This window comes from Mycolicibacterium komossense (genome assembly GCF_025822605.1).
GTDB classification, from domain to species: Bacteria; Actinomycetota; Actinomycetes; order Mycobacteriales; family Mycobacteriaceae; genus Mycobacterium; species Mycobacterium komossense.
Genome location: NZ_JACKTY010000009.1, coordinates 23,753 through 50,388 on the forward strand (window position 1 = coordinate 23,753; position 26,636 = coordinate 50,388).

Consider the following 26,636-nt stretch of genomic DNA (forward strand, 5'->3'; position numbering starts at 1 on the left):
GGGTGTAAAGCTGTGAGGCTTGCCCTCACTTCGGCCACCGCCCAAGTATCGTGACGTTGCCGACGGGCGCAGCTGTTTGCGGGCGCCCCGGGGCCGCGAGTGAATGTGGACGGGAAGGACGTCAGATGCAGGGACTGGTTCTGCAGCTGACGCGTGCCGGTTTCCTACTCCTGTTGTGGCTGTTCATCTGGTCGGTGCTGCGCATTCTCAGAACGGATATCTATGCCCCGACCGGTGCTGTCATGGTTCGCCGTGGCCTGGCGTTACGCGGCACGCTGCTGCCGGCCCGTCAGCGTCGCACGTCGGCTCGCTATCTCGTGGTGACCGAGGGATCGCTGGTCGGCACCAGGATCACCCTGGGCACCCAGCCAGTGCTGATCGGCCGGGCTGATGACTCCACGCTGGTGCTCACCGACGATTACTCTTCGACTCGACATGCGCGGCTGTCCCAGAGGGGCACCGAGTGGTACGTCGAGGATCTAGGATCCACCAACGGTACTTACCTTGACAGGGCGAAGGTGACGACGGCTGTACGTGTTCCGATAGGCACGCCGGTTCGTATTGGCAAGACGACAATCGAGCTACGACCGTGACCCTTGTTCTGCGCTACGCGGCCCGCAGCGACCGTGGTCTCGTGCGCGCCAACAACGAGGATTCGGTGTACGCGGGTGCCCGGCTGCTGGCACTGGCCGACGGGATGGGCGGCCATGCCGCCGGTGAGGTCGCCTCACAGTTGGTGATCGCCGCACTGGCCCACCTCGACGACGACGAGCCCGGTGGCGACCTGCTGAGCAAGCTCGACGCGGCGGTCCACCAGGGCAACGCGGCCATCGCCGGACACGTCGAGATGGAACCCGAGCTCGAGGGCATGGGCACCACGCTGACGGCGATCCTGTTCGCCGGCAACCGACTTGGCCTGGTGCATATCGGCGATTCGCGTGGCTACCTGCTTCGCGATGGCGAGCTCAACCAGATCACCAAGGACGACACGTTCGTCCAGACCCTGGTCGACGAGGGGCGCATCACCGCCGAGGAAGCCCACAGCCACCCGCAGCGGTCGCTGATCATGCGCGCGCTGACCGGCCACGAGGTCGAGCCGACGCTCATCATGCGCGAAGCCCGGGCCGGCGATCGCTACCTGCTGTGTTCGGACGGCCTGTCCGATCCCGTCAGCCACGACACCATCCTCGAAGCCCTGCAGATCGAGGACGTCACCGAAAGTGCCGATCGGCTCATCGAACTCGCGTTGCGCGGCGGCGGCCCCGATAACGTCACCGTCGTGGTGGCCGACGTCGTCGACTACGACTACGGCCAGACGGCACCGATCCTGGCCGGCGCCGTCTCTGGCCACGATGAAGACGTAGCCCCGCCGAATACCGCAGCGGGCCGTGCGTCGGCGTTCAACCCCAAGCGCACTGCGGCGAAACGCGTTGTGCCGCAAGTCGAGACGCCGGTAAAAAAACCCCGGTCGCGGCGGCGGATATTCCTCGCGGCCGCGCTGATCGTGCTCCTGGTCTTCGCGGGTCTCGCGGTTGGCCGGGAGGTCATCCGGAGTAACTACTACGTCACCGAGAACGCCGGCACGGTCTCGATCATGCGCGGCATCCAGGGCTCGATCCTGGGATATCCGCTGCAGGAGCCGTACCTGCTGGGCTGTCTGAACGACCGAAACGAATTGTCCCAGATCAGCTATGGCCAGCCGGCGGACTCGCTGGGATGCCGGCTGATGGGGCTGCAGGATCTACGGCCCTCCGAGCGCGCCCAGGTGGCCGCCGGCCTGCCCGCCGGCTCCCTCGACGACGCGATCAACCAGCTCCGCGAACTGGCCCACACCTCACTGCTGCCGCTGTGTGCCCCTGCGCCTGCCACGCCCACGACCTCCGCCACGCCGACGCCCACCGCGGCTCCCCCTGGCGCTCCCACCGCGGCTCCCCCGGCATCCACGCCGGCGCCGACGATGTCCGGTCGCCCCGCCCCGTCGGGCACCGAAACAGCCACGCCCACAACAACACCGGGCACCACAGCGCCCACCTCGGCCGCACCGGGGACCAGTGCCGCCGCCGCACCGCAGCAGACACCGCCGCCACCCACACCTGCGCCAAGTCCTCCGGCACCGGCACCGACCGTGACTGCGCTGCCCCCACCACCATCGAATCCGGGGACCGACTGCCGGGCGGCGGCATGACCCTGCCTGGCAAAACCGGCGCTGGCAAAACGAAGACGGGCAACACCGCGCCGCAGTCTCCGGTGGCGGTCACCCCGCCGCTGCCCAACCGTCGCAATGCCGAGCTGTACCTGCTCTGCTTCGCCACCGTGATCACCACGGTGGCGTTGCTGATCGTGGAGGCCAACCAGGAACAGGGCATCTCGCTGGATCTGCTCGGTTACACCGGCGCGTATCTGGCGCTGTTCGGTCTGGCGCACCTGGCAATTCGACGTTTCGCCCCGTATGCGGACCCCCTGCTGCTCCCCGTGGTCGCCCTGCTCAACGGGCTGGGTTTGGTGATGATCCACCGGCTCGACCTGTCGAACAGCATCGACGGCGCCGCCAGCGGCGGTAGCGCCGAACAGCAGATGCTCTGGACGCTGTTCGGGGTCATCGGCTTCGTCCTGGCGCTGGCGCTGCTGCGGGATCACCGGCAGCTGTCCCGCTACGGCTACGTCTGCGGTCTGGTCGGTTTGGTGCTGCTGGCGATCCCGGCGTTGCTGCCCGCGGCGTTCTCCGAGCAGAACGGCGCCAAGATCTGGATCCGCTTCCCTGGCTTCTCCATTCAGCCCGCCGAGTTCTCCAAGATCCTGCTGCTGATCTTCTTCGCGGCGGTGCTGGTGTCCAAGCGCAGCCTGTTCACCAGCGCCGGAAAGCATTTCCTCGGCATGGACCTGCCCCGACCGCGCGATCTGGCACCGCTGCTGGCCGGCTGGGTCATCTCCGTCGGTGTGATGGTCTTCGAAAAGGACCTCGGCACCTCGCTGCTGCTCTACGCCTCGTTTCTGGTGATGGTCTACATCGCCACCGAACGGTTCAGCTGGGTGGTCATCGGGCTGACGTTGTTCGCCGCGGGAAGCGTTGCGGCGTACTACTTGTTCGGCCATGTCCGGGTCCGCGTGCAGAACTGGCTCGACCCGTTCGCCGACCCCGACGGCACCGGCTACCAGATGGTGCAGTCGCTGTTCAGCTTCGCCACCGGCGGCATCTTCGGCACCGGGCTGGGCAACGGCCAGCCAGGAACCGTGCCCGCCGCATCCACCGATTTCATCGTCGCGGCCGTCGGTGAGGAGCTCGGGCTGGTAGGTCTGGCCGGGGTCCTGATGCTGTACACGATCCTGATCATCCGCGGCCTGCGCACCGCGATCGCGGTGCGAGACAGCTTCGGCAAGCTGCTGGCCGCCGGGCTGGCCTCGACACTGGCCATTCAGCTGTTCATCGTCGTCGGCGGGGTGACCAAACTGATTCCCCTGACCGGCCTGACCACGCCCTGGATGTCCTACGGCGGCTCGTCCCTGCTGGCGAACTACCTGCTGCTGGCCATCCTGGTCCGGATCTCCCACGCCGCCCGCCGCCCGATCGAAACGGGGCCGACGCCCCAGCCGCCGATCGCCGCCGCGTCCACCGAGGTGATCCAGAAGGTATGAACACCTCACTGCGCCGCATCTCGGTCATGATCATGGCGTTGATCGTCCTGCTGCTGCTCAACGCCACCCTCACCCAGGTGTTCACCGCCGACGGTCTGCGCGCCGACCCGCGCAACCAGCGTGTCCTGCTCGACGAGTACTCCCGCCAGCGCGGCCAGATATCTGCTCGCGGCCAGCTAATGGCCTACTCGGTGTCCACCGACGGCCGCTACCGGTTCCTGCGGGTGTACCCCAATCCTGCTGTCTACGCACCGGTCACCGGCTTCTACTCGCTGCGGTACTCCAGCACCGGGCTCGAGCGCGCCGAGGACAGCGTCCTCAACGGCTCCGACCAGCGGCTGTTCGGTCGGCGACTGGCCGATTTCTTCACCGGTCGCGATCCCCGCGGCGGCAACGTCGACACCACGATCGTCCCGCGGGTACAGCAGGCCGCCTGGGACGCCATGCAGCAGGGCTGCAGCGGCGGCCCCTGCAAGGGCGCTGTGGTCGCCGTCGACCCTTCGACGGGCAAGATTCTGGCCTTGGTGTCCTCTCCGTCCTATGACCCGAACCTGTTGGCCTCACATGACATCGACCAGCAGTCCGCGGCCTGGGCGCAACTGCGCGACGACCCCGATTCGCCGTTGACGAATCGCGCCATCTCCGAGCGGTACCCACCGGGCTCCACCTTCAAGGTGATCACCACCGCCGCCGCACTGCAGTCCGGAGCGACCGTAGACGACCAGCTGACCGCGTTGCCGTCGATTCCCCTGCCGGACAGCACAGCCAGCCTGGAGAACTACGGCGGCACACCGTGCGGGTCCGGACCGACGGCGTCGCTGCAGGAGGCGTTCGCGCGGTCGTGCAACACCGCCTTCGTCCAGCTGGGCATCAAATTCGGCGTCGATGCGCTCAAGAACACCGCCTTCGCCTTCGGGCTGGACAGCCCACCTGCGCCGATACCGCTGCAGGTGTCCGAATCCACCATCGGACCGATCAGCGATGCGGCCGCGCTCGGCATGTCGAGCATCGGGCAGAAGGACGTCGCAGTGACTCCGCTGCAAAACGCGATGGTCGCCGCGACCATCGCCAACAAAGGTGTGACGATGCAGCCGTACCTGGTCGACAGCCTCAAAGGCCCTGACCTCGCCAACATCAGCACCACTGCTCCCCAGGAGCAGCGGCGTGCGGTCTCCCCGCAGGTCGCCGCTAAGCTAACAGATTTGATGGTCGGCGCCGAGCAATACACACAGCAGAAAGGGGCCATTCCGGGCGTGCAGATCGCATCCAAAACGGGTACCGCAGAGCACGGAACGGACCCCCGCAACACCCCACCGCACGCGTGGTACATCGCGTTCGCTCCGGCGTCGACGCCAAAAGTGGCCGTCGCGGTGCTGGTGGAGGATGGCGGCGACCGGCTGTCCGCGACCGGCGGCGCCGTCGCGGCACCGATCGGCAGGGCCGTGATCGCGGCGGCACTTCAGGGAGGGTCATGAATCCCCGAAGACGAGCACGAGAGAGGCGTCCGATGACGATGCGGCACGAGGGAGCAGTGCCGACGAGCAAGCGGACCAGGGCCACAGAACGAGTGGGAGTCGAGTCATGAGCCCACGCGTAGGAGTGACGCTGTCCGGTCGGTACCGACTGCAGCGTCTGATCGCCACCGGCGGCATGGGCCAGGTGTGGGAGGCCGTCGACAGTCGGCTGGGCCGTCGGGTCGCCGTCAAGGTGCTCAAGGCCGAATACTCCTCCGACCCCGAGTTCGTCGAGCGGTTCCGGGCCGAAGCCCGCACCGTCGCCATGCTGAACCATCCCGGCATCGCCAGCGTCCACGACTACGGCGAGACGGAAATGGACGGCGAGGGACGCACCGCGTACCTCGTGATGGAACTGGTCAACGGCGAACCGCTGAACTCCGTCATCAAGCGCACCGGCAGGCTGTCGCTGCGCCACGCACTGGACATGCTCGAGCAGACCGGTCGCGCCCTGCAGGTGGCGCACACCGCGGGCCTGGTGCACCGCGACGTCAAGCCGGGCAACATCTTGATCACCCCCGCCGGCCAGGTGAAGCTGACCGACTTCGGTATCGCCAAGGCCGTCGACGCCGCGCCGGTCACCCAGACCGGCATGGTGATGGGCACCGCCCAGTACATCGCGCCCGAGCAGGCACTCGGCCACGACGCCACCGCCGCCAGCGATGTCTACTCGCTGGGAGTCGTTGGCTACGAAGCCGTTTCGGGTAAGCGCCCGTTCACCGGTGACGGGGCGCTGACCGTCGCGATGAAGCACATCAAGGAGACCCCGGCACCGCTGCCCGCGGACCTGCCCCCCAACGTGCGTGAGCTGATCGAGATCACGCTGGTGAAGAACCCCGGTATGCGCTACCGCAGCGGTGGTCCGTTCGCCGACGCCGTCGCCGCGGTCCGGGCCGGCCGTCGGCCACCGCGGCCCAACCAGGCGCCGACGATCGGCCGAGCCGCTCCCGCCGCCATCCCCGGCACGCAGTCCCGGCCCAATATCGAGGTGCGCAGTCCGCAAACCAGTATGCGTCCCCGCCCGGCGACCGGCAGCCACCGCCCGCCGCCGCCGCGCCGCACGTTCTCCTCGGGTCAGCGGGCCCTGTTGTGGGCGGCCGGGGTACTCGGTGCACTGGCAATCGTCATCGCGGTGCTGATCGTCGTCAACGCTAAGGACAACAACTCCAACCAGCAGCAGTCCCCGCCTACGGTGACCGACACGGTGACGCCGAGCCACGGCGCGACGGGATCATCGCCCGCCGCGCCGTCGAATTGGACCGAAGATCGGGTCAGCGGTAATCCTGGACCCCAGACGCAGCAGCTTCTGTTCCAGAGCCCGCGGGCGGCCGAGCCGCCCGCGAACCACGAGATATCGAGATGACCACCCCCGAACTCCTGTCTGGCCGCTACGAGGTCGGCGAAATCCTCGGCTTCGGCGGTATGTCCGAGGTACACCTGGCCAAGGACACTCGCCTGCACCGCGATGTCGCGGTGAAGGTGTTGCGCGCCGATCTGGCCCGCGACCCCAGCTTCTATCTCCGCTTTCGCCGCGAAGCCCAGAATGCCGCCGCCCTGAACCACCCGGCGATCGTGGCGGTGTACGACACCGGTGAAGCCGAGACCCCCGCCGGGCCGCTGCCCTACATCGTCATGGAGTACGTCGACGGGGTGACCCTGCGCGATATCGTGCACAACGACGGGCCGATGCCGCCGAAGCGCGCCCTCGAGGTCATCGCCGACGCATGTCAGGCCCTCAACTTCAGCCACAACCACGGCATCATCCACCGGGACGTCAAACCGGCCAACATCATGATCAGCAAGACCGGCGCGGTGAAGGTGATGGACTTCGGCATCGCCAGGGCCCTCGCCGATTCCACCAACGTCACCCAGACCGCCGCCGTCATCGGCACGGCACAGTACCTCTCGCCCGAACAGGCCAGCGGAAACCCCGTCGACGCCCGCTCCGACGTCTACTCACTTGGCTGCGTGCTCTACGAAATGCTCACCGGCGAGCCACCTTTCGTCGGCGACTCCCCCGTAGCGGTCGCCTACCAGCATGTCCGGGAAGATCCCGTCCCGCCGTCGCAGCGTCACCCCGGCATCTCCCCCGAACTCGACGCCGTCGTGCTCAAGGCGTTGACCAAGAACCCCGAGAATCGGTACCAGACCGCCGCCGAGATGCGTTCGGATCTGGTTCGCGTGCACAACGGCGAGGCCCCGGACGCACCCAAGGTGCTGACCGAGGCCGAGCGCACCTCCTATTTCGCCACCACCCCGCCGCCCCGCAGCAACGGCGCCGATTCGACTGACGAATTGCCGCGCCAGAAACCACATTTCGTCGAGCACGACCGTGGCAGCGATGGTCGCGGCTCGATCGCCCGTTGGGTGATCGCCGTCGCGGTGCTGGCCGTGCTGACGGTGGTGGTGACGCTGGCGATCAACTTCCTCGGCGACACCACCCGGTCGGTCCAGGTGCCCGATGTCGCCGGCCAACCGTCTGCCGATGCCACCGCCGCGCTGCAGAACCGTGGCTTCAAGGTCACCACGAGCACGATCCCCGACTCCAAGGTGCAACCTGGGTACGTCATCAGCACCGACCCGGCGGCGAACTCGTCGGTCGATGCCGGTGCCCAGATCACCCTCAACGTGTCGACCGGGCCCGATCAACGGCAGGTACCGGACTGCGCGACGATGACCTACGCACAGTGCGTCCAGAAGCTGCAGGCCGCCGGATTCAGCCGCTTCACCCAGACGGGGTCGGAATCCACGCCGGAGCAGAAGGACAAGGTGCTGGCGACCAGTCCGCCCGCCAACTCCTACTCGGCCGTCACCAACCCGATCACGATCGTCGTCGGGACCGGACCGGGCAGCAAGGTCATCCCGGACTGCCTGGGTCAGACGGTGGACGTGTGCAAGCAGATCCTCGGCGCTTCTGGCTTCCCGAACACCATCGATATCCCGGTGGACGGCACCACACCCTCGGGTCAGGTAACCGGCACCAACCCCGCTGCAGGGCAGACGTCGGCGGTGGACACGGTGATCCAGATCCAGGTGTCCCGCGGCAACCAGTTCGTGATGCCGAATCTGGTCGGGCAGTTCTGGACCGACGCCGAGCCGAACCTGCGGGCTCTGGGCTGGACGGGCATCCTGCTCAAGGGCCCGAACGTCGACAACAGCGGGCAGCGCTCCAACGCGGTGGTGACACAGTCGCCGTCGCCCGGCAGCGCAGTGACCTACGGCAGTTCGATCACGCTGAGCTTCGCGTCGTAGCCGCGCGCACCGCGTCGGCGACTTCGGTCTCCAGCCGGTTCACCAGGTCCTGCGACGGCGCCTCGCCGGCGTAACCCAGCCAGTTGGCCAGCATTCGGTGGCCGCCCTCGGTGAGGATCGACTCCGGGTGGAACTGCACACCGTGGATCGGTAGTTCGCGGTGCCGGACACCCATGATCACCCCACCACGGGTCCGGGCCGTCACCTCGAGCTCGGCGGGCACGGTCTCCGGCAGGATTGTCAAAGAGTGGTAGCGCGTCGCGGTGAATGGATCCGGAAGACCTTGCAGCACACCGCTATTCACGTGATAGACGGTGCTCGTCTTACCGTGGAGCAGTTCCGGCGCCCGGTCGACAGTGCCACCGAACGCGACGCCGATGGCCTGATGGCCCAGGCACACACCGAGCAGTGGGGTGGCTGCGGCCGCGCAGGCCCGGACCAGGGGGATGGACGCGCCGGCGCGTTCCGGCGTGCCGGGGCCTGGGCTGAGCAGGACCGCGTCGAAATCGTCGGCGACCGCCGCGATCTGTTCGTCGGTGGCCAGCCGGTCGTCGTCGTTTCGCCAGACATCTGCCACGACGCCCAGCTGACCCAGGTACTGAACCAGGTTGAACACAAAGCTGTCGTAGTTGTCGACGACCAGAACCCGCATTGCCACAGGTTACCGGGGTGCCATACCGACTCAATAACCGATTGGACCGGCCGGCTGCGCGTACCGCATGCGCAGCGGTTCGGTGTGGCCGACCACCTGCACATCGCTACCGGCCTGCTCGGTGTACCCAAGCCCGAATCTGACGACGTACTGCTTGTAGAGCGTCACCAGGGGAGCGGCGGCCAGTGCCGCCTTCATCGCGGAGACGTCTCCGATCGCGGTCACCGTGTACGGCGGGCTGTAGGTCCGCCCGTTGAGCAACAACGTATTGCCCACACAGCGCGGCGCCGAAGTGCCGATGATCCGCTGGTCCTGCATCTGGACGGCCTCGGCGCCCGCGCTCCACAGTGCGTTCAACACCGCCTGGATGTCCTGTTGATGCACCACCAGGTCGTCGGGCGTGGCATCGCGCGGGAATCGCCCGTTGGCGTCGCGCTGGGCGTCGGTGAGAGTGATGGTCAGGCCGGGGCCGTGGACCGGGTTCAGGCCGGCCTCCGCAGCGAGTTCGGCCGCCCTCGCCAGCATCGCCGTCAGGGCCGTGTCGCTCGAGCGGCCGTGGGTGTCGTCGATCTGGGTGGCCAGGGCGTCCCGTTGGCCGCTCAGCTGGTCCACCGACTGTTGGGCCTCGCGGACCAGGTCGACCAGGCGGGGCGAATCGCTGCCCCGGATCTCACCGCCACCGGATACCCCGTGTGTCGCAGCGAGCAGCAGACCGGCCGCCAAACAGACCACCGGTACCCCGTAGCGCCAGCGGGACCGACGAGACTCCTCAGGGGCTGCCGTTGCGCGTGTCATCGGCGGTCCTTCCGGGAATTCTCAGGTAATGGCAGCGCTGCGATAGTCTCGTAGCGATCCTGTGCGGCTTCCATCGTCGCACCAGTTCCACTGCCCGAAGGTAACCATGCCCAAGTCCAAGGTTCGCAAGAAAAACGACTTCACCATCAACCCGGTCAGCCGTACCCCGGTGAAGGTGAAGACGGGCCCGTCGAGCGTGTGGTTCGTCGTGTTGTTCTGTGGCCTGATGTTGGTTGGGCTGGCGTGGCTGTTGGTCTTCCAGCTCGCCTCCACATCCTTGCCGTGGATGGCTGATCTGGGGGCCTGGAACTACGCGATCGCCTTTGCCTTCATGATTGCGGGCTTGTTGCTCACAATGCGGTGGCGGTAGCGAAAATTGTATCCAAAATCACCCGTAGGTGCCTTTTGAGGATCCGGCAACACGGCGAGCCAATCACACGCGTGTGATTCATCCCCATTGTGGATAGCACTTGTGGATAACTCCATCGGCAACGGTAAGAGCACCTATGCATCCGATCCAGCAAACTGAGTGGGGCCCCCGACCGTTGGGTGTCGCGGGGGTGGGGATCACCGGAATTCTGTTGGGTTTTGGCGCTGTGACGCTAGTCACAGATACCCCGGGTCGAATTCTCATCAGCGTTGCCGCAGTCGGTCTATTTTTGTTTGCAACATTCTCCTGGCGCGCGCACCCGAAGCTAGCTATCACCGACGACGGCCTGGTGATCCGGGGCTGGTGGCGCACTCAGACTTTGCAGCAGTCGGACATCGCTCTGGTGCGGATCACGGAGTTCCGCCGCATCGGACGGAAAGTCCGTCTTTTGGAGATCGACACCGCCGAAGACCGGCTGCACGTCTTCACCCGTTGGGACCTCGGAGTCGAGCCGCTGACCGTGCTCGACGCGCTGACGGCAGCCGGGTACGCCGGCTAGAAACGCGGAAATCGACGCTCGGGAGCGAGTGACTCGCACTTTCGCTCTCGAGCGTCGATTTCGGCGGTGAAAGTCAGGAGATGGTGACCGACTCGATGACAACCGGCTCGACCGGACGGTCGTTGCGATCGGTGGCCGTGGTGCCAATCGCGTCGACAACCTTCTGCGACTCCTCGTCGACAACCTCACCGAAGATGGTGTGGCGACGGTTGAGGTGCGGAGTCTTGCCGACCGTGATGAAGAACTGCGAGCCGTTGGTACCCGGGCCGGCGTTCGCCATCGCGAGCAGGTAGGGCTTGTCGAACTGCAGCTCGGGGTGGAATTCGTCGGCGAACTTGTAGCCGGGTCCACCGCGGCCGGTGCCGGTGGGGTCGCCACCCTGAAGCATGAAACCCTCGATGACGCGGTGGAACACGGCGCCGTCGTAGAACGGGCCGGAGGCCCCGCCCGATGCGTTCTCGGTCGAGTACTCCTTGGTGCCCTGGGCCAGGCCGACGAAGTTCGCAACGGTCTTGGGCGCGTGATTACCGAACAGGGCAATCTTGATATCGCCGCGGTTGGTGTGCAGCGTGGCGGTGGCAGTCTGAATGGGGCTCGTAGTCACGGCTTTACAGTCTGCCACTACCGCCTACGGCGAATCCCCGACCCCGTCTCCAGGCCCCTATCGGCCACGCACGACCGGTGTAGATGGCAGGCTGGAGAGATGAGCGTGAAGACCGACAACCGGCTGACTCCGAGACAACGACTGGCCCGCGGCCTGGTCTATTCCACCGTGGGACCGGTTGACGTGACCAGGGGAGTAGCGGGACTCGGTGCGCAGTCGCTCGCGGCCACCACAGGCGAGTTGCGCCGGCGCTACCGCAAGAGCCAACTCCGCCGCGAACTGGCCGCCGCGCAGGAGACCATCACTCGTGAGCTGGCCGCCGCGGGAGAGGTCGTCTCGGGGCTACCGGACGCCATCCAGGAGGCCCGCTCGGCACAACATCCCGGTCGGCGCCGCTGGCTGGTGGCCGCCGGCGTCGGCGCGGTGGTCGTAGCTGGGGGAGCGATCGCGTTCTCGGCGATCCGGCGATCCTCGCGACCCGAGCCGTCGACGCTGCCGCCCAGTGTTCAAGTCGACCCGAAACCGTAGTCTTCGAAGTTAGCTGCCGCTGATGGCCGTCGGTGTTTTCGAGTTGTTCTCGATCGGGATCGGACCATCGAGTTCGCATACCGTGGGCCCGATGCGTGCCGCGGCACGCTTCGTCCGCCATCTCACCGATGCCGGTGTCCTCGGTCGCACCGACGGTGTGCGCGTGGAACTGTTCGGATCACTCGGCGCGACGGGACACGGCCATGGGACCGTCGGCGCCGTAGTGTTGGGCCTGGAAGGCAACGCCCCCGAGAAGGTGAACCCACTGGCTGCCCGGGCCCGGTTGGAGGAGATCCGAGCCAGCAGTCGGTTACAGCTGCCCGACGGTCCGGCGATCGGCTTCAGCGTCGAAACAGATATCTCATTGATGTTGCGCACCTTGGACTTTCACAGCAATGGCATGCGATTCAGTGCTATCGGCGCCGACGGCGGACTCCTCGGCGAGCGCACCTATTTCTCGGTCGGTGGCGGTTTCGTCGTCGACGAGGACGAGGCAGCGCACCCGCGTCTCGACGAACGGGAGCTGCCGTACCGCTTCGGCACCGCGGCCGAGTTGGTGGCGCTGGCCGAACAACACGACATCACCATCGCCGAGCTGATGCTGCGCAACGAAGAGGGCTCACCACAAGAGGTGCGCGACGGGCTGCTGAGGATCTGGTCGGTGATGCAGCAGTGTGTGAGCACTGGCCTGCGTGCCAGCGGCACGTTGCCGGGCAGCCTGCATGTGCGGCGTCGAGCGAGTTCGCTAGCCGCTGCGCTCGAGGCCGATCCGACCGATCCGATGTATGCCATGGACTGGGTGACCGTCTACGCCCTGGCGGTCAACGAAGAGAATGCCGCCGGCGGCCGGATCGTCACGGCGCCGACCAACGGTGCGGCCGGAGTGATCCCGGCCGTGCTGCACTACTACCGGCGGTTCCTGCCCGGCGCCTCCGACAACGGAGTGGTGCAGTTCCTGTTGACCGCGGGCGCGATCGGGGTGCTGTTCAAGGCCAACGCCTCGATCTCCGGGGCCGAGGTGGGCTGCCAGGGTGAAGTCGGATCAGCCTGTTCGATGGCCGCCGCCGGCCTGGCCGCCGTCATGGGTGGGACGCCCGCCCAGATAGAGAACGCCGCCGAGATCGGCATCGAGCACAACCTCGGTCTGACCTGCGACCCGGTCGGGGGACTGGTGCAGATTCCCTGTATCGAACGCAACGCGGTCGCCGCCGTCAAAGCGATCACCGCGGCGCGGATGGCATTGCGCGGTGACGGGACCCATCACGTCAGCCTCGATACGGCCATCAAGACGATGCGGGAGACCGGCGCCGATATGCAGGACAAGTACAAGGAGACGTCACTGGGCGGTCTCGCGCTCAACGTCGTGGAATGTTAGTCGTCCTGGTGATTCGGGCAGTGCACGTCGACGTACACAGTGCCACCCGCAGCGTCGCTCGGAGTGTTGGGATTGTGCACCTGGACCACCGTGCATCGTGACAGCGGGGCGGCATCGAAGCCGTTGAGCCAATTGATCTGCACAAGGTAGCCCTTGGCCTCCAGATCGGCGATGACGGCGTCTGCCCCATCGGCTGAAGCCGATGGGGCTAATGCGAGCGAGGCGATCACTGCCGCGACCGCTGTAGCTCCGAGGGCCCATCTCCGCGCGGCGTCATAAAACCATGACGCTTGTGGGACACGAAGCATGCCGAACCTCTTTACGAGTAGCTGTTCTGGTACCAGGCTACGGAGGTTTACGCGCCGTACGCTGGCAGCAGACCCTCGACGGGGTTCGATTTACATGTGGAGCCTAGGAGATTCGAACTCCTGACATCTGCCTTGCAAAGGCAGCGCTCTACCAACTGAGCTAAGGCCCCTTACCCGCTAGGCGGGCTGGTCGACGGTCTGGTCCGCCGCGACGTGCCAGACCTCGACACGCTGTCGCGACCGTAACACCACCGCACCGGCCGACAGAAGCGCCAAGAAGACGAACAACCGTTTCACGGACCGCCCTTCTGCCTGGAGCCCGCCGGATCCCACCGACTTCCAGTGGGCCTAGGAGGACTCGAACCTCCGACCTCTTCGTTATCAGCGAAGCGCTCTAACCACCTGAGCTATAGGCCCGTAACGTGCACACGACCGAGGAGCGAGATTACCGCATCGGTGGTCAGGCACCCAAATTCGCTCCTGAACAGCGACCTCTAGTCGCGGTCGGCCAACGTCACCTCGATGCCGCCGACGATATCGGTGGTCAGGTTGTAGATGAACGCACCGATGGTGGCCATCGCGGTGAGCAGCACGATGTTGACCAGACCGATCAACAGGGCGCCGCCGAAGATAGTGCCACTGGAGACCAGTTCGCCGCCGCTGCCGCCGCTGCTGGTCAGCAGGTCACCGACATTGCTGTTGAGCTTGCTCCACACGCCCATTCCGCCGAGCACCAGGTAGAGGAATGCGACGGCGATCATCCACACGAAGAACAGCGCGACCGACAACAGCAGTGACACCTTCAGTGCGCTCCACGGATCCACCCGACGGATCTGCATGGTCGCCCGGACCGGTCCGCTCTTACTCCGGCCGGCGACCTGCACGCGCGCGCCGCCGGCGTTCCGGTTGGTGCCGGCCGCCGGGGCATCCGTGCGCTCCGGAGACGATCGGCGCGCCTGAACCGGACGCGATACCGGACCCGACAGATCGGGCAGTTCGCTTCCGTACTCCTTGGTCCTGGGGGCGTCGGCACGGGCCGGCGCCTCGGGCTCTGCGACCGGTGCCGGAGGCTGCACGCCCGGTGCAGCGGTCCCGGCGATGTACCGATTGGGCCGAGCCTCGGGGGAGTGGGCCGCAGGCCGCGGCGGATCCTGCCGCGCCGGCGGCTGATGCGGACCCGACTGCTGCGTTCGACCAGCGCCCCGCTGCCAGGGCGGTACCTCCGCCGAATCCGCGATCCGCGCGGTCGGAGGACCGGAGTCGGTGAGTCGGCCCGAAGGTCCGGGCCGGGCGCCGCCGGCCGAGCGGTCGACCGAGCCGTTCCCATTACCCGTGCCGTCGCCAGGTCCGATATGGCCTGGCTCGTTCGGTGAACTCACCGTTTCTCCTCTGATGGTGGCGCGCCGCGCCGCGTCTGTCGAACCGCTCCGTGCCGGACGTTACTCGTCCGTCTCGGACTCCGACTCGGACCCGGATTCTGGCTCTGGCTCTGACCCGGACAGCTCGTCCTCGTCGCTTTCCTCGGCGTTGCGCGCAATCGCCAACAGTGTGTCGCCGTCACCCAGGTTCATCAACCGAACACCCTTGGTCTGGCGACCGGCCTTGCGAACCTGCTTGGCCTTGGTACGGATGACACCGCCGCCCGAGGTGATGGCGTACAGCTCGGTGTCATCGTCGACGATCAACGCGCCAACCAGACTGCCACGCCGCCGGTCGTACTGAATGGTCAGGATGCCTTTTCCACCACGGCCCTGGACTGTGTACTCCTCGATGGCCGTGCGCTTGGCATAACCGCCGGCCGTCGCGACCAGCAAGTAGGTGTCCTCCTGCACGACGTTGAGCGAAAGCAGCTGATCGTCGGCGTTGAACCGCATGCCCTGCACACCGGACGTAGCTCGGCCCATCGGCCGCAGTGCCTCGTCGGTCGCCGAGAACCTGATCGACTGTCCGTTGGCCGAAACCAGTAGCAGGTCGTTCTCCGCGGAGCACAGCACCGCACCGACCAGCTCGTCACCCTCACGCAGGTTGACCGCGACGATGCCACCGGAGCGGTTTGAATCGAAGTCGGTCAGCTTGGACTTCTTGACCAGACCGTTCTTCGTGGCGAGCACCAGGTACGGCGCATCCTCGTAGCTCTTGATCTGGATGACCTGCGCGATGCGCTCCTCCGGCTGGAAAGCCAGCAGGTTCGCCACATGCTGGCCGCGCGCGGTCCGCGACGCCTCCGGCAGTTCGTAGGCCTTGGCGCGATAGACCCGGCCCTGCGTGGTGAAGAAGAGGATCCAGTCATGGGTCGAGCTGACGAAGAAGTGCTTGACGATGTCGTCCTGCTTGAGGCCGGCACCCTGCACACCCTTGCCGCCGCGTTTCTGGCTGCGGTACAGATCCGATTTCGTCCGTTTCGCGTAACCGGTCTCGGTGATCGTGACGACCACCTCTTCGCGGGCGATCAGATCCTCGTCGGCCACGTCGCCGTCGGCCGGGATGATCCGGGTGCGACGGTCGTCGCCGTATTTCTCCACGAGCTCGGCCAACTCGTCGTGCACGATGGCCCGCTGACGCTCCGGCTTGGCCAGGATGTCCTCGAGGTCGGCTATCTCGGCCTCGATCTTGGCCAGGTCGTCGACGATGCGCTGGCGCTCGAGGGCGGCCAGGCGCCGCAGCTGCATGTCAAGGATGGCCTGCGCCTGGATCTCGTCGACATCGAGCAGCTCGATCAGGCCGGTGCGGGCGACGTCGACGTTGGCCGAAGCCCGGATCAACGCGATGACCTCGTCCAGCGCATCGAGCGCCTTGACCAGGCCGCGCAGAATGTGGGCCCGCTCGTTGGCCTTGCGCAGCCGGTAGATGGTCCGGCGGACGATGACGTCCAACTGGTGCACGACGTAGAGCCGGATCAGCTGGTCCAGGCGCAGAGTGCGGGGGACACCGTCGACGATCGAGAGCATGTTCGCGCCGAAGCTGGTCTGCAGCTGGGTGTGCTTGTAAAGGTTGTTCAGCACCACCTTCGCCACGGCATCGCGCTTGATCTCGACGACGATGCGCATACCGACCCGGTCACTGCCCTGGTCCTCCACATTGGAGATACCGGTCAGCCGCCCGTCGCGCACCTGCTCCGCGATCGAGGTGATGAAGTTGTCGTGGTTGACCTGATACGGCAACTCCGTAATGACAAGCAGCGTCTTGCCTTTGGAATCTTCCTCGATCTCCACCACGCCGCGCATCCGGATGGAGCCCCGGCCCGTGGTGTACGCGTCGTGGATACCCTGCGAGCCGACAATCAGTCCGTAGGTGGGGAAGTCGGGTCCCTTCACCCGTTCGGTCACCGCGGCCAGGGTGGCTTCCTCGTCGGCCTCGTAGTTGTCGAGGCACCAGAACACCGCCTCGGCCAGCTCACGCAGATTGTGGGGCGGCATGTTGGTGGCCATGCCGACGGCGATACCGCCCGAACCGTTGGCCAGCAGGTTCGGGAACCGGCTGGGCAGGACGGTCGGCTCTTGCACGCGGCCGTCATAGTTCGGGATGAAATCGACTGTCTCCTCGTCGATTTCACGCAGCATCTCCATCGCCAGCGGCGTCAGACGTGCTTCGGTGTACCGCATGGCAGCTGGCGGATCGTTGCCCGGCGAACCGAAGTTGCCTTGCCCGTCGACCAGCGGATAGCGCAGTGACCACGGCTGCGCCATCCGCACCAGGGTGTCGTAGATCGACGAGTCACCGTGCGGGTGATAGTTACCCATCGTTTCCGCAACCGAGCGCGCCGATTTGGCATGGCCACGGTCGGGCCGGAACCCGGAGTCATACATGGCGTACAGCACCCGGCGGTGCACCGGCTTGAGACCGTCGCGGACTTCGGGAAGCGCGCGACCGACGATGACGCTCATCGCATAGTCGATGTAGCTGCGCTGCATCTCCTGCTGGATGTCGACCGGTTCGACGCGGTCGGTTTCGTCTCCGCCGGGTGGCAGGGTGTCTGTCATCAGTTCCTCGTCAGTAGCTCAGTGATTGACTCTTGCGGCGCACGCCGACAAGATCAAACATCCAGGAAGCGAACGTCTTTGGCATTGCGAGTGATGAAGCTGCGGCGGGCCTCGACGTCCTCTCCCATCAGGATGGAGAACAGTTCGTCGGCAGCAGCCGCGTCGTCGAGCGTGATCTGACGCAAGACGCGCACTGACGGATCCATCGTGGTCTCCCATAGTTCCTTGGCGTCCATCTCACCAAGACCCTTGTAGCGCTGGATACCGTCTTCGGCGTTGATCCGCCGGCCTGCGGCCTTACCGGTCTCGAGCAGACCGTCGCGCTCGCGGTCGGAGTAGGCGAATTCCGGTTCGGAGCGTTGCCATTTCAGCTTGTACAGCGGCGGCTGGGCCAGATACACGTGACCGTTCTCGATAAGCGGGCGCATAAAGCGGAACAGCAGTGTCAGCAGCAAAGTGGAGATGTGCTGGCCGTCGACGTCGGCGTCGGCCATCAACACGATCTTGTGATAGCGCAGCTTGGCCAGATCGAATTCGTCGTGAATGCCGGTGCCCAACGCAGTGATGATGGCCTGGACTTCCGTGTTCTTCAAAACGCGGTCAATACGCGCCTTTTCGACGTTGATGATCTTGCCGCGCAACGGCAGGATCGCCTGGAACATCGAGTCGCGGCCACTCTTCGCCGAGCCGCCGGCCGAATCGCCCTCCACCACATACAGTTCCGACTTACGGGGATCCGTGGAGCGGCAGTCGGCGAGCTTGCCGGGCAGACCGCCGATGTCGGTGGCACTCTTGCGCCGAACCAACTCGCGGGCCTTACGCGCCGCGATACGCGCCTGAGCTGATGAAACCGCCTTGTTGATAATGGTTTTGGCCTCGGCCGGGTTAGCCTCGAACCAGTGTGCAAGCTGCTCGTTGCACGCCTTCTGCACGAAAGACTTGACTTCGGTGTTACCGAGCTTGGTCTTGGTCTGGCCTTCGAACTGCGGCTCAGCGACCTTCACCGAGATGACGGCGGCCAGCCCCTCACGAATGTCATCGCCGGTGAGGTTGGTGTCCTTCTCTTTGAGGAGCTTCTTGTCCTTGGCGTACTTGTTCACCACCGTGGTCAACGCAGCACGGAAACCCTCTTCGTGAGTGCCGCCCTCATGGGTGTTGATCGTGTTGGCGAAGGTGTGTACTGATTCCGAATAGCCGGCATTCCACTGCAGAGCGATTTCGACCTCGTGGCCGGGACCTTTGCCGGAGAAGTCGATGATGCTGGTGTGGATCGGGTTCTTGGTCCGGTTGATGTGCTTGACGTAGTCGACCAACCCGCCGGGGTAGTGGAACGTGCGGTGCTTGACCTTGTGCGGTGCCGCCTTCTCCGCGGCCTGCTCGTCGGCGGACTTCGGCGCGGCCGCGGTATCGCTGACCACCTCTTCGGTCACTTCGTCCTGCGCCACCCGCTCGTCGGTCAGGTTGATGGTCAGTCCCTTGTTCAGGAACGCCATCTCCTGCAACCGGCGCGCGACGGTCTCGAAGTCATAGACCGTGGTCTCGAAGATATCGCCGTCGGCCCAGAACCTGATGGTCGTACCCGTCTTGCGGGTCTTCTCGCCCTGTTTGAGGGTATTGGGCTCGGACCGGTCGTAGGACTGCGTCCACTCGAAGCCGTCGCGGGAGATATCGACCTCGAGGCGTCGCGACAGAGCGTTCACCACGGAAACACCGACGCCGTGCAGACCACCGGAAACGGTGTAACCGCTGTCCTCCCCACCGAACTTGCCACCGGCATGCAGCTGGGTCATCACGACGTCGACGGTCGGGCTGCCCGAGGCGTGCATGGCGACGGGGATTCCACGGCCGTTGTCGGAGACCTCGACACCGCCGTCTTCGAGGATGCGGACATCGACCTGGTTGGCGTAACCGGCCATCGCCTCATCGACGGAGTTGTCGACAACTTCCCAGATGAGGTGGTGCAGACCGCGCTCACCAGTGGAGCCGATATACATGCCAGGCCGTTTACGGACCGCTTCCAAGCCCTCAAGGATGGTGATAGAGGACGCGCCGTATTCCTTGGGCTCGTTATTATTCTGGGCAGCCACGGTCGGGAAGTTCTCCTCGGGGGTCGCGTGCACGCGGTCCAGTCACCGCAGCATGTCTTGCGTTCAGTCTACCGTCAACCACCGTCAGGACCGATACTGCGGCGGTGTTTCTACCTATCTAACTTGGCCGTGCGCGCAGTATCGCGATTCCCGGTGCGTCAGGACGTGCGTTCGGGCAAGAAATTTGTTTCTCGTGGCTCTCAGCCGACGCCGCAGTCGGCGGTTCAGCCGTAGGTATCGCGAGGCCCACGACCGGAGATATGCAGCTTTCCTTTTCGCCATGACGGTGCGCTCGGCCCGGTGATCTTCACGCTGGTGACCACACCGTCGCCGACGGCGGCCGCAATCTTCGCGAGCAGCTGAGCCTGAACTGTCCGTAACTGGGTGGCCCAGGCGGTGCTCTCCGCCGAAATGCTCAGCACACCGTCGCGCAAGGTCATCGGCTCCGCGTGCTCGGCGATCTGCTCGCCGACCACCGCAGCCCACTGCGCGAACACCGCGCCTTCGGCCACCCGCGGCGTCCAGCCCCGGCTCTTGGACAATTCGTTGGTCGCTGCGCCCAGCGTTTGCGGGTCACGACTGTCCGGTCCCGGCCCGGACCAACTGCGCCTGGTACCCGCTCCGAACGCCCGACGGGCCGTCGGTGACTTTCCGCCGCGACCGACGTCTTTGCCCTGGGTGCGTGCCGCGCCGCGGGCCTCTTCCAGCGTCCGACGGACCAGATCCATCCCGGCAAGCCGCGTCAGGCGCTCGGGTGGGCCCACCTGGTCGTCAGTCGTGTCGTCGGAATTGTTCTGCTCGTCAGGTTCGTCACTAGCCATTGTCCACCACCGAAATCCGGCCGCTGTCACCATCTTTGAGCGTGATCGGGATCCGGCGCACGTCCCAATCCTGCGGAATGTCCTCTGGCACCGCAGCTGTCACAAGTACCTGCTCGGCCGAAGCGGCCACCGTCGCCAATGCCCGCCGACGCGAGGTGTCCAGTTCGGCGAAGACATCGTCGAGAAGCAGTACCGGGTCGGTGCCCTCACTACGCAGCAACTCATAGGACGCCAGTCGCAACGACAACGCCATCGACCACGATTCCCCATGGCTGGCAAAGCCTTTCGCTGGCTGTTCGCCGAGCCACAGCTCGAGATCATCCCGGTGCGGGCCGACCAGACACACCCCACGCTCGATCTCGGCGTCCCGACGCAACGCCAGCGCCTCGAGTAATCCGGCCCGCAATGAATCCGTCGTGTCCGACGCAGTCGGGGCGTCGATGACCTTGTCCACACTGCTGCGGTAGTTGATCGCCGCCGGCCGCGAAGAGGGCGCCAACAGTTGGTAAGCCTTCTCCACCTCCGGCGCCAGCGCACCGACCAGTTCCAGCCGGGCCGCCATCAACTCAGCACCGTGGACGGCCAGGTGTCCGTCCCACACGTCGAGAGTATCGAGCGCTCCACGGTCTCCGCGGTATCTCGAGCCCGCCGCCGATTTCAGCAACGCGGTGCGCTGGCGCAGCACTTTGTCGTAATCGGCACGCACACCGGCGATTCGGGGTCGACGAATAGTCGCCAACTCGTCGAGATAGCGCCGCCTGTCGCCGGGGTCACCGCGAACCAGTGCCAGATCCTCCGGCGCAAACAACACCGTGCGCAACGCACCGAGAATTTCCCGTGCGCTGCGTACCGGCGATCTGTTCAGCCGGGCCTTGTTCGCCCGGCCGGCCGCGATCTCGAGATCAACGGCAAGCTCCCGTCCTTCGTTGACCACGATGGTCGACACCACTGCCCGGTCCGCCCCAGCCCGGATCAGTGGCGCATCGGTAGTTACCCGGTGCGAACCCAAAGTCGATGAATACCACAGAGCTTCAACAAGATTGGTTTTACCGTGACCGTTTGGACCGACGAAGACCGTCCGGCCCTGTTCCAATTCGAGGTCGGCTGTCTGCCACGATCGGAAATCGCGTAGACCCAGGTGCCGGACGTACAAGAGGTGGTTACCCGGACAAGCCGATGCGCTTGACAGCGTGCCCACCGAACTGGTTGCGCAGCGCCGAGACCGCCTTCATCGCCGGTGAATCATCCTGCCGGGAGGCGAAACGTGCGAACAGTGACGCCGCGATGACGGGCATCGGAACCCGGTGGTTGATGGCCTCTTCGACGGTCCACCGGCCTTCACCGGAATCCTCGGTATATCCGGAGATCGCGTCGAAATGCGGATCTTCCTTGAGTGCCTTCGCCAGCAGTTGCTGCAGCCACGATCGCACCACGGTGCCGTTTGTCCAGGCCTGAATGACAGCCTGGACATCGGTGATCAATTCTTCGGCGGCCAACAGCTCGTAACCCTCGGCATAGGCCGTCATCAGGCCGTATTCGATACCGTTGTGCACCATCTTGGCGTAATGACCGGCACCGACCGGACCCGCGTGGACGAAACCATCCTCGAGCGGGCCGGCCGGACGCAGGGTGTCGAAGATCGGCATCACGCGGGCGACGTCGGCATCGCTGCCGCCGACCATCAGTCCGTAGCCTTCCTTCAATCCCCAGATACCACCGGACACGCCGGCGTCGATGAATCCGATGCCCTTCTCGCCCAACAGCTTTGCGTGGGGACCATCCTCGGTGAATCGGGAGTTGCCACCGTCTATGACCAGGTCACCCTCGCTGAGCACGTCGGCCAGGGCGGTGATCGTGTCGTCGGTGATGGGACCGGAGGGCACCATGACCCAGACGACGCGCGGCGCCTCGAGCGCCTCGGCCAGTGCCGCCAACGTCGGGACGTCGGTGACTTCTGGGCGCGGGTCGTAACCGATGACTTCGTGGCTGCCTTCGCGCAGGCGGTCACGCATGTTGAAGCCCATTTTGCCCAGTCCGACCAGACCCAGCTGCATGGATGTCCCTTTCGTCGCGGTTATTCGGTCAGCCCGGGAGACGGACCGGCATCAACAGATATACGTAGTCCGTCTGAACAGCGGGGAAAGGGCCTGTGCCAGTCAGGGGACTTTCCCCGTCATCTTCGCCTGCCGGGCGCAGCACCGCAGGTCGGCTGGGCGTGGTGAAACCAAATGAGACCCGACCGGAGTGCAGAGAACTCAGTCCGTCCGTGAGATATGTGGGATTGAACGCGATCGTCAGGGGCTCACCGACGAATTCGACCGGCAGATCCTCCTCGGCCCGGCCGACGTCATCGGCACCCGCCGACAGCCGCAGCACCCCATCACCGAATTCCATCCGGACCTGGGCCCCGCGATCAGCGACCAGAGCGACGCGCTTGATCGCCTCGGTCAGCTCGGCTACACCGATGGTCGCCATCGCCGTGTGTTCGGTCGGCAACAACTGCCGGAACTTCGGGAATTCCGCATCGAGGAGACGTGTGGTACTGCGCTTACCCGCACTGCGAATACCAAGGAGGCCTTCCTTACCGACCGCAGCACCGGCACCGAGCGACAGATGCACCTCGGTGCCCGCTGTACCAGCCTTGGCTGCCTCGGCCAGAGTCTTCGCAGGAACCAACACCGCAGCTTCGATATCCGCGGTCGACGCCGACCAGGTCAGCTCACGAACCGCCAGCCGGAACCGATCGGTCGCCGCCAAAACGACTGATTCGCCGGATATTTCGACCCGAATACCGGTCAGCATCGGCAGTGTGTCGTCACGACCGGCCGCGACGGCAACCTGGCCGATGGCCTCCCCGAACAGATCCGCGGAAATCATGCCCGTCTCGTCCGGCAGCGCGGGCAGCGCCGGGTAGTCCTCGACAGCCATCGTGGGGAGCGAGAAGCGGGCACTTCCGCAGGTCAGTGAGACGCGGGTGCCCTCGACGGTGACATCGACAGGTTTGGCCGGCAGTGCCCTGGTGATATCCGAGAGCAACCTGCCCGACACCAAAACACTTCCAGCAGAAGATATTTCGGCAGCAACCTGGACTTCCGCGGACACTTCGTAGTCGAATCCGGAAATCCGCAGGCCCTCGTCGGTGCCGGTCAGCAGCACGCCGGCCAGGACAGGCACGGTGGGTCTGGTCGGGAGATTGCGCGCCACCCACGCCACGGCGTCGGCGAAATCCTCTCGCACCAGGCGGCACTTCAAGTCGGTGAGACCAACTGTTGTCGTCGCCACGGCTATAGCGTCCCTTCCGTACTGATCAGCTTCTACTCACAGCCCCAACCAGCGATCCCGGCCGTGACACTCTCGAACCCTGCCCCGCCACGGTGACCGTAACTGCAGAAGACCCACCGTAGAGCTTTCCTTGTCATCTTGAAAGCTAATCGATCGCCCCGACAAGCGGCTGACGAGAGTGGCAGCCAGACCGTGTGGAAGACCTGATCCCCAACGCCTGTCTTCAAAGAGAAATCTAGAGAGATAGATAAGCAACAGTAATAGGGGGTGTGCAAGATGGGGATGAGCTGTCGTAACTGCAGTCCAGAGTCTTGCGGGCCTGTGTATGAGCGGTGGATGGTTGTGAGGACGGCGGGTCCGGGCTGTGGACGGGGCGAAGATGTCCACTGTTGTCACAGGCAGACGCCAGCTCGTGGGCAGGTTGTACACAGCGGTATGCACACCGATTTCGTGTGACTGATGATGTGGTTGTGCCGGAAGTTTCTTGAAAGTTTTTCGGCCGGAGCCGCGTAGAAGTACCCGGGTAACACAACAAAAGCACCCCCCGGACACGACGGTGTCGTGCCAAGGGGGTGCGAACAGCAAGATGCAGCCGACAGATTCAGCGCTTGGAGCGCTGCCGGATCCGCGTTGTCAGTTCCTTTACATGGTCGAAGACCTCGCGGCGGTAAGCCATTTCGTTGAGGATCTTCTTCTGTGCGTACATGACGGTCGTGTGGTCACGGCCGAATGCCTGGCCGATCTTCGGCAGCGACAGATCGGTGAGCTCGCGGCACAGATACATTGCGATCTGGCGCGATTGTGCCAGCGCCCTGGTCTTACCGGGCCCGCGCAGCTCCTCGACGGTGGTCTCGAAGTATTCGGCGGTCGCGGCCATGATGGTCGCTGCGCTGATCTGCATGGTGCTGGCATCGGCGATGAGATCACGCAGCACGATCTCGGCCAGTGCCTTGTCGATCGGTGTCTTGTTCAGCGACGCGAAGGCGGTGACCCGGATGAGGGCACCCTCGAGCTCGCGGATGTTGCGTTCGATGCTGCTCGCGATGAGCTCGAGCACATCGGGAGGGACATCCAACCGCTCCATCTGAGCTTTCTTGCGCAGGATGGCAATTCGGGTTTCCAGCTCAGGGGGCTGGACGTCGGTGATCAGACCCCATTCGAAGCGGGTCCGCAGTCGATCCTCGAGCGTGGCCAGCTGTTTAGGCGGGCGGTCGGAGGAGATGACGATCTGCTTGTTCGCGTTGTGCAGGGTGTTGAAGGTGTGGAAGAACTCCTCCTGAATACCTTCCTTGCCCTCGATGAACTGGATGTCGTCGACCAGAAGGACGTCGATATCGCGATAGCTGCGCTTGAACGCGACCTTACGATCGTCGCGCAGAGAGTTGATGAAGTCGTTGGTGAACTCTTCGGTCGACACGTATTTGACACGCATCCCAGGGAAGAGTCGCTGGGCGTAATTGCCAGCTGCATGCAGTAGGTGCGTCTTACCCAGTCCGGATTCACCCCAGATGAACAACGGGTTGTAGGCGCGGGCCGGAGCTTCGGCGATGGCCAGAGCCGCCGCATGGGCAAATCGGTTGGAGGCACCGATGACGAACGTGTCGAAGGTGTATCGGCGGTTGAGGCTGGTGCCCTCCGGCGCGGTGGCGCCCGCGGCCCGGCGGCGTTCGTTGAAATACGATGGCCAGCTCTCGTGGGCACTGGCCAGCGCCTCGCTGTCTTCGTCGACTTCGTCGGAGTCGTCATCGGTGAGTCCGTCGGTGAGCGCGGGGGAGATGGCGTTCGGCGGGTCGGCCGGGTCGTCATCACCGGGCGGTGCGATGCGCACCCCGAGTTCCACCCGTTGGCCGAGCCGTCGGCTGAGTGCGTCGGTGATCTGGATACGGAGATGACGTTCGATCTCGTTCTGGACGAAGCTGCTCGGCACTGAGAGGAGAGCAAACCCCTCGACTATGGTCAGCGGCTTGACCAGTTTGAGCCACGCTCTTTGCTGAGGGGTCAGTGGTCGGTTGAGGGTGTCGCCATTGGTACCGACGGAATCGGGGAAGTTGGCACCCGGGTCGCCGTTGAGCTCGGATACGACATCGCTCCACATGGTGGCGAATGCGGAACCGGGATCATCAGTCAACGACAGATCCCCTTTGTTGCGAGGTGTTGGTACGTGGCATCGGGGTGGGTACCGAGACGAACATAGAGCGGGGCCAATCTGTCCACAAAGTTATCCACAGGTGTGGACAAGACAGTAGTCCTCGCGTGGGAGCGTACCGGCGACAGTATGCGAGGGCCCAGGATGTGCCCCCCGGCACCTGTGCTTCGTTGTCTGGGCCGTCCCGGTCGGAAACGGCATTGGCAGAAGCTAACAGTTTTATCTCGGAGTGCCAACCGTTCTGCAACATTCTCCGGCGGTTCCTGGCGACCTCTTGACATCACGTGACAGCTGTTACAGCAGTCAACATTTTCAGGTCCGTATCGTGGTGTTCGGTCGCCATCGCGACGGGTTTGACCCAGCGAAGACACGTCAGTACCCTCGAGCAGTCGCCCGAACGTTGGCGATACGGCAGCGACCCGGGGGAACTACTGGATTTCCCGGCGAACTCAAGGGTTTTGACGCCGGTCAATAGCAAGACGCATGAGCTTACCAACGGTCATCGTGTCTGCCCGCGCACAGCGTAGATGTGCGTGGCGGATGTGAAGGCCAGATGCAATGAGGAGAAATAGCCGTGGCCAAGGGCAAGCGGACCTTCCAGCCGAACAATCGGCGCCGTGCACGTGTGCATGGGTTCCGTCTGCGGATGCGCACCCGCGCCGGCCGCGCGATCGTCGCTGGGCGGCGCAACAAGGGCCGCCGCTCGCTGACTGCCTGATTTCATACAGGT

General features: G+C 65.0%; 23 protein-coding genes and 2 tRNA genes. 11 read left to right on the forward strand and 14 right to left on the reverse strand.

The features are described from left to right. Positions 1 to 125 precede the first annotated feature (125 nt). The 6 genes from H7J73_RS01310 to pknB all read left to right on the forward strand — a co-directional run bounded on the left by H7J73_RS01310 (position 126) and on the right by pknB (position 8,399). Positions 126 to 593 (forward strand): FHA domain-containing protein FhaB/FipA, encoded by a 468-nt coding sequence (locus H7J73_RS01310; RefSeq protein ID WP_264065420.1) that lies wholly within the window; start codon positions 126 to 128, stop codon positions 591 to 593. Then, a complete protein-coding gene (locus H7J73_RS01315; protein ID WP_264065421.1) occupies positions 590 to 2,185 on the forward strand; it encodes a PP2C family protein-serine/threonine phosphatase in 1,596 nt (531 codons plus the stop codon). The genes H7J73_RS01310 and H7J73_RS01315 overlap by 4 nt, the downstream gene beginning before the upstream one ends. Then, positions 2,182 to 3,633 (forward strand): peptidoglycan glycosyltransferase RodA, encoded by a 1,452-nt coding sequence (locus tag H7J73_RS01320; protein ID WP_264065422.1) that lies wholly within the window; start codon positions 2,182 to 2,184, stop codon positions 3,631 to 3,633. Before H7J73_RS01315 ends, H7J73_RS01320 begins: the two co-directional genes overlap by 4 nt. Beyond that, positions 3,630 to 5,108 carry a D,D-transpeptidase PbpA gene (gene pbpA / locus H7J73_RS01325; protein WP_264065423.1) on the forward strand — a complete coding sequence of 493 codons (1,479 nt, stop codon included), beginning with the start codon at positions 3,630 to 3,632 and terminating at the stop codon, positions 5,106 to 5,108. Before H7J73_RS01320 ends, pbpA begins: the two co-directional genes overlap by 4 nt. A 106-nt stretch (positions 5,109 to 5,214) precedes the next feature. Then, positions 5,215 to 6,510, forward strand: a complete 1,296-nt coding sequence (locus H7J73_RS01330) for a protein kinase domain-containing protein (protein WP_264065424.1) — start codon at positions 5,215 to 5,217, stop codon at positions 6,508 to 6,510. Then, on the forward strand, positions 6,507 to 8,399 hold the full coding sequence (pknB, locus tag H7J73_RS01335) for a Stk1 family PASTA domain-containing Ser/Thr kinase (RefSeq protein WP_264065425.1): 1,893 nt from the start codon (positions 6,507 to 6,509) through the stop codon (positions 8,397 to 8,399). The genes H7J73_RS01330 and pknB overlap by 4 nt, the downstream gene beginning before the upstream one ends. Here the strand turns inward: pknB and H7J73_RS01340 are convergent. Together H7J73_RS01340 and H7J73_RS01345 are read right to left on the reverse strand one after the other, a co-directional pair. Continuing rightward, the gene (locus tag H7J73_RS01340; protein WP_264065427.1) at positions 8,377 to 9,051 is read right to left on the reverse strand and encodes an aminodeoxychorismate/anthranilate synthase component II; all 675 of its coding nucleotides are present in this window, start codon (positions 9,049 to 9,051) and stop codon (positions 8,377 to 8,379) included. The genes pknB and H7J73_RS01340 overlap by 23 nt on opposite strands. 30 nt (positions 9,052 to 9,081) lie before the next feature. After that, entirely contained in the window at positions 9,082 to 9,846 is a 765-nt protein-coding gene (locus H7J73_RS01345) for a DUF881 domain-containing protein (RefSeq protein WP_264065429.1), read from the reverse strand. A gap of 106 nt (positions 9,847 to 9,952) precedes the next feature. Between H7J73_RS01345 and crgA the strand changes: the two genes are divergently transcribed. Further along, positions 9,953 to 10,216, forward strand: a complete 264-nt coding sequence (crgA, locus tag H7J73_RS01350) for a cell division protein CrgA (protein WP_264065431.1) — start codon at positions 9,953 to 9,955, stop codon at positions 10,214 to 10,216. Positions 10,217 to 10,361: 145 nt separating this feature from the next. Continuing rightward, positions 10,362 to 10,775, forward strand: a complete 414-nt coding sequence (locus H7J73_RS01355; RefSeq protein WP_264065470.1) for a PH domain-containing protein — start codon at positions 10,362 to 10,364, stop codon at positions 10,773 to 10,775. Between the two features lie 73 nt (positions 10,776 to 10,848). On the opposite strand, the gene H7J73_RS01360 is transcribed toward H7J73_RS01355, so the two are convergent. Continuing rightward, positions 10,849 to 11,397, reverse strand: a complete 549-nt coding sequence (locus H7J73_RS01360; RefSeq protein ID WP_264065432.1) for a peptidylprolyl isomerase — start codon at positions 11,395 to 11,397, stop codon at positions 10,849 to 10,851. An 81-nt stretch (positions 11,398 to 11,478) separates the two neighbouring features. Here H7J73_RS01360 and cwsA point away from each other — a divergent pair, with 81 nt between their 5' ends. After that, on the forward strand, positions 11,479 to 11,907 hold the full coding sequence (gene cwsA, locus H7J73_RS01365; RefSeq protein WP_264065434.1) for a cell wall synthesis protein CwsA: 429 nt from the start codon (positions 11,479 to 11,481) through the stop codon (positions 11,905 to 11,907). Between the two features lie 22 nt (positions 11,908 to 11,929). After that, the gene (locus tag H7J73_RS01370; protein WP_264065435.1) at positions 11,930 to 13,282 is read left to right on the forward strand and encodes an L-serine ammonia-lyase; all 1,353 of its coding nucleotides are present in this window, start codon (positions 11,930 to 11,932) and stop codon (positions 13,280 to 13,282) included. Here H7J73_RS01370 and H7J73_RS01375 read toward each other — a convergent pair. From H7J73_RS01375 to dnaA, 11 genes are all read right to left on the reverse strand, one after another. Next, positions 13,279 to 13,590: a hypothetical protein gene (locus H7J73_RS01375; protein ID WP_264065436.1), complete on the reverse strand. Its 312-nt coding sequence runs from the start codon at positions 13,588 to 13,590 to the stop codon at positions 13,279 to 13,281. The two genes, H7J73_RS01370 and H7J73_RS01375, sit on opposite strands and share 4 nt — an antisense overlap. 97 nt (positions 13,591 to 13,687) lie before the next feature. After that, a tRNA-Ala gene (locus H7J73_RS01380) sits at positions 13,688 to 13,760 on the reverse strand. A 173-nt stretch (positions 13,761 to 13,933) separates the two neighbouring features. Next, positions 13,934 to 14,007 (reverse strand) — tRNA-Ile (locus tag H7J73_RS01385). Between the two features lie 77 nt (positions 14,008 to 14,084). Next, positions 14,085 to 14,969: a DUF3566 domain-containing protein gene (locus H7J73_RS01390; protein ID WP_264065437.1), complete on the reverse strand. Its 885-nt coding sequence runs from the start codon at positions 14,967 to 14,969 to the stop codon at positions 14,085 to 14,087. A 60-nt stretch (positions 14,970 to 15,029) separates the two neighbouring features. Continuing rightward, entirely contained in the window at positions 15,030 to 17,570 is a 2,541-nt protein-coding gene (gyrA, locus tag H7J73_RS01395; protein ID WP_264065438.1) for a DNA gyrase subunit A, read from the reverse strand. A 53-nt stretch (positions 17,571 to 17,623) separates the two neighbouring features. Further along, on the reverse strand, positions 17,624 to 19,657 hold the full coding sequence (gene gyrB, locus H7J73_RS01400; protein ID WP_264065439.1) for a DNA topoisomerase (ATP-hydrolyzing) subunit B: 2,034 nt from the start codon (positions 19,655 to 19,657) through the stop codon (positions 17,624 to 17,626). Between the two features lie 224 nt (positions 19,658 to 19,881). Then, positions 19,882 to 20,478, reverse strand: a complete 597-nt coding sequence (locus H7J73_RS01405; protein WP_264065440.1) for a DUF721 family protein — start codon at positions 20,476 to 20,478, stop codon at positions 19,882 to 19,884. After that, complete coding sequence (recF, locus tag H7J73_RS01410) at positions 20,471 to 21,631, reverse strand: DNA replication/repair protein RecF (RefSeq protein ID WP_264065441.1); 1,161 nt, start codon at positions 21,629 to 21,631, stop codon at positions 20,471 to 20,473. The genes H7J73_RS01405 and recF overlap by 8 nt, the downstream gene beginning before the upstream one ends. 7 nt (positions 21,632 to 21,638) lie before the next feature. Further along, entirely contained in the window at positions 21,639 to 22,556 is a 918-nt protein-coding gene (gene gnd / locus H7J73_RS01415) for a phosphogluconate dehydrogenase (NAD(+)-dependent, decarboxylating) (RefSeq protein WP_435405402.1), read from the reverse strand. A 4-nt stretch (positions 22,557 to 22,560) separates the two neighbouring features. Continuing rightward, on the reverse strand, positions 22,561 to 23,760 hold the full coding sequence (gene dnaN / locus H7J73_RS01420) for a DNA polymerase III subunit beta (protein WP_264065443.1): 1,200 nt from the start codon (positions 23,758 to 23,760) through the stop codon (positions 22,561 to 22,563). Positions 23,761 to 24,361: 601 nt separating this feature from the next. Then, positions 24,362 to 25,888 carry a chromosomal replication initiator protein DnaA gene (dnaA, locus tag H7J73_RS01425; RefSeq protein WP_264065444.1) on the reverse strand — a complete coding sequence of 509 codons (1,527 nt, stop codon included), beginning with the start codon at positions 25,886 to 25,888 and terminating at the stop codon, positions 24,362 to 24,364. A gap of 592 nt (positions 25,889 to 26,480) precedes the next feature. On the opposite strand from dnaA, the gene rpmH reads away from it, so the two are divergent. Then, on the forward strand, positions 26,481 to 26,624 hold the full coding sequence (gene rpmH / locus H7J73_RS01430; protein WP_264065445.1) for a 50S ribosomal protein L34: 144 nt from the start codon (positions 26,481 to 26,483) through the stop codon (positions 26,622 to 26,624). Positions 26,625 to 26,636 lie beyond the last annotated feature (12 nt).

Excerpts from the sequence above, each read along its gene's own strand:
- H7J73_RS01310 (WP_264065420.1), top strand. The coding sequence starts at position 126 with ATGCAGGGACTGGTTCTGCAGCTGACGCGTGCCGGTTTCCTACTCCTG.
- H7J73_RS01320 (WP_264065422.1), top strand. The coding sequence starts at position 2,182 with ATGACCCTGCCTGGCAAAACCGGCGCTGGCAAAACGAAGACGGGCAAC.
- pbpA (WP_264065423.1), top strand. The coding sequence starts at position 3,630 with ATGAACACCTCACTGCGCCGCATCTCGGTCATGATCATGGCGTTGATC.
- H7J73_RS01330 (WP_264065424.1), top strand. The coding sequence starts at position 5,215 with ATGAGCCCACGCGTAGGAGTGACGCTGTCCGGTCGGTACCGACTGCAG.
- pknB (WP_264065425.1), top strand. The coding sequence starts at position 6,507 with ATGACCACCCCCGAACTCCTGTCTGGCCGCTACGAGGTCGGCGAAATC.
- H7J73_RS01340 (WP_264065427.1), bottom strand. The coding sequence starts at position 9,051 with ATGCGGGTTCTGGTCGTCGACAACTACGACAGCTTTGTGTTCAACCTG.
- H7J73_RS01345 (WP_264065429.1), bottom strand. The coding sequence starts at position 9,846 with ATGACACGCGCAACGGCAGCCCCTGAGGAGTCTCGTCGGTCCCGCTGG.
- crgA (WP_264065431.1), top strand. The coding sequence starts at position 9,953 with ATGCCCAAGTCCAAGGTTCGCAAGAAAAACGACTTCACCATCAACCCG.
- cwsA (WP_264065434.1), top strand. The coding sequence starts at position 11,479 with ATGAGCGTGAAGACCGACAACCGGCTGACTCCGAGACAACGACTGGCC.
- H7J73_RS01370 (WP_264065435.1), top strand. The coding sequence starts at position 11,930 with ATGGCCGTCGGTGTTTTCGAGTTGTTCTCGATCGGGATCGGACCATCG.
- H7J73_RS01375 (WP_264065436.1), bottom strand. The coding sequence starts at position 13,590 with ATGCTTCGTGTCCCACAAGCGTCATGGTTTTATGACGCCGCGCGGAGA.
- gyrA (WP_264065438.1), bottom strand. The coding sequence starts at position 17,570 with ATGACAGACACCCTGCCACCCGGCGGAGACGAAACCGACCGCGTCGAA.
- H7J73_RS01405 (WP_264065440.1), bottom strand. The coding sequence starts at position 20,478 with ATGGCTAGTGACGAACCTGACGAGCAGAACAATTCCGACGACACGACT.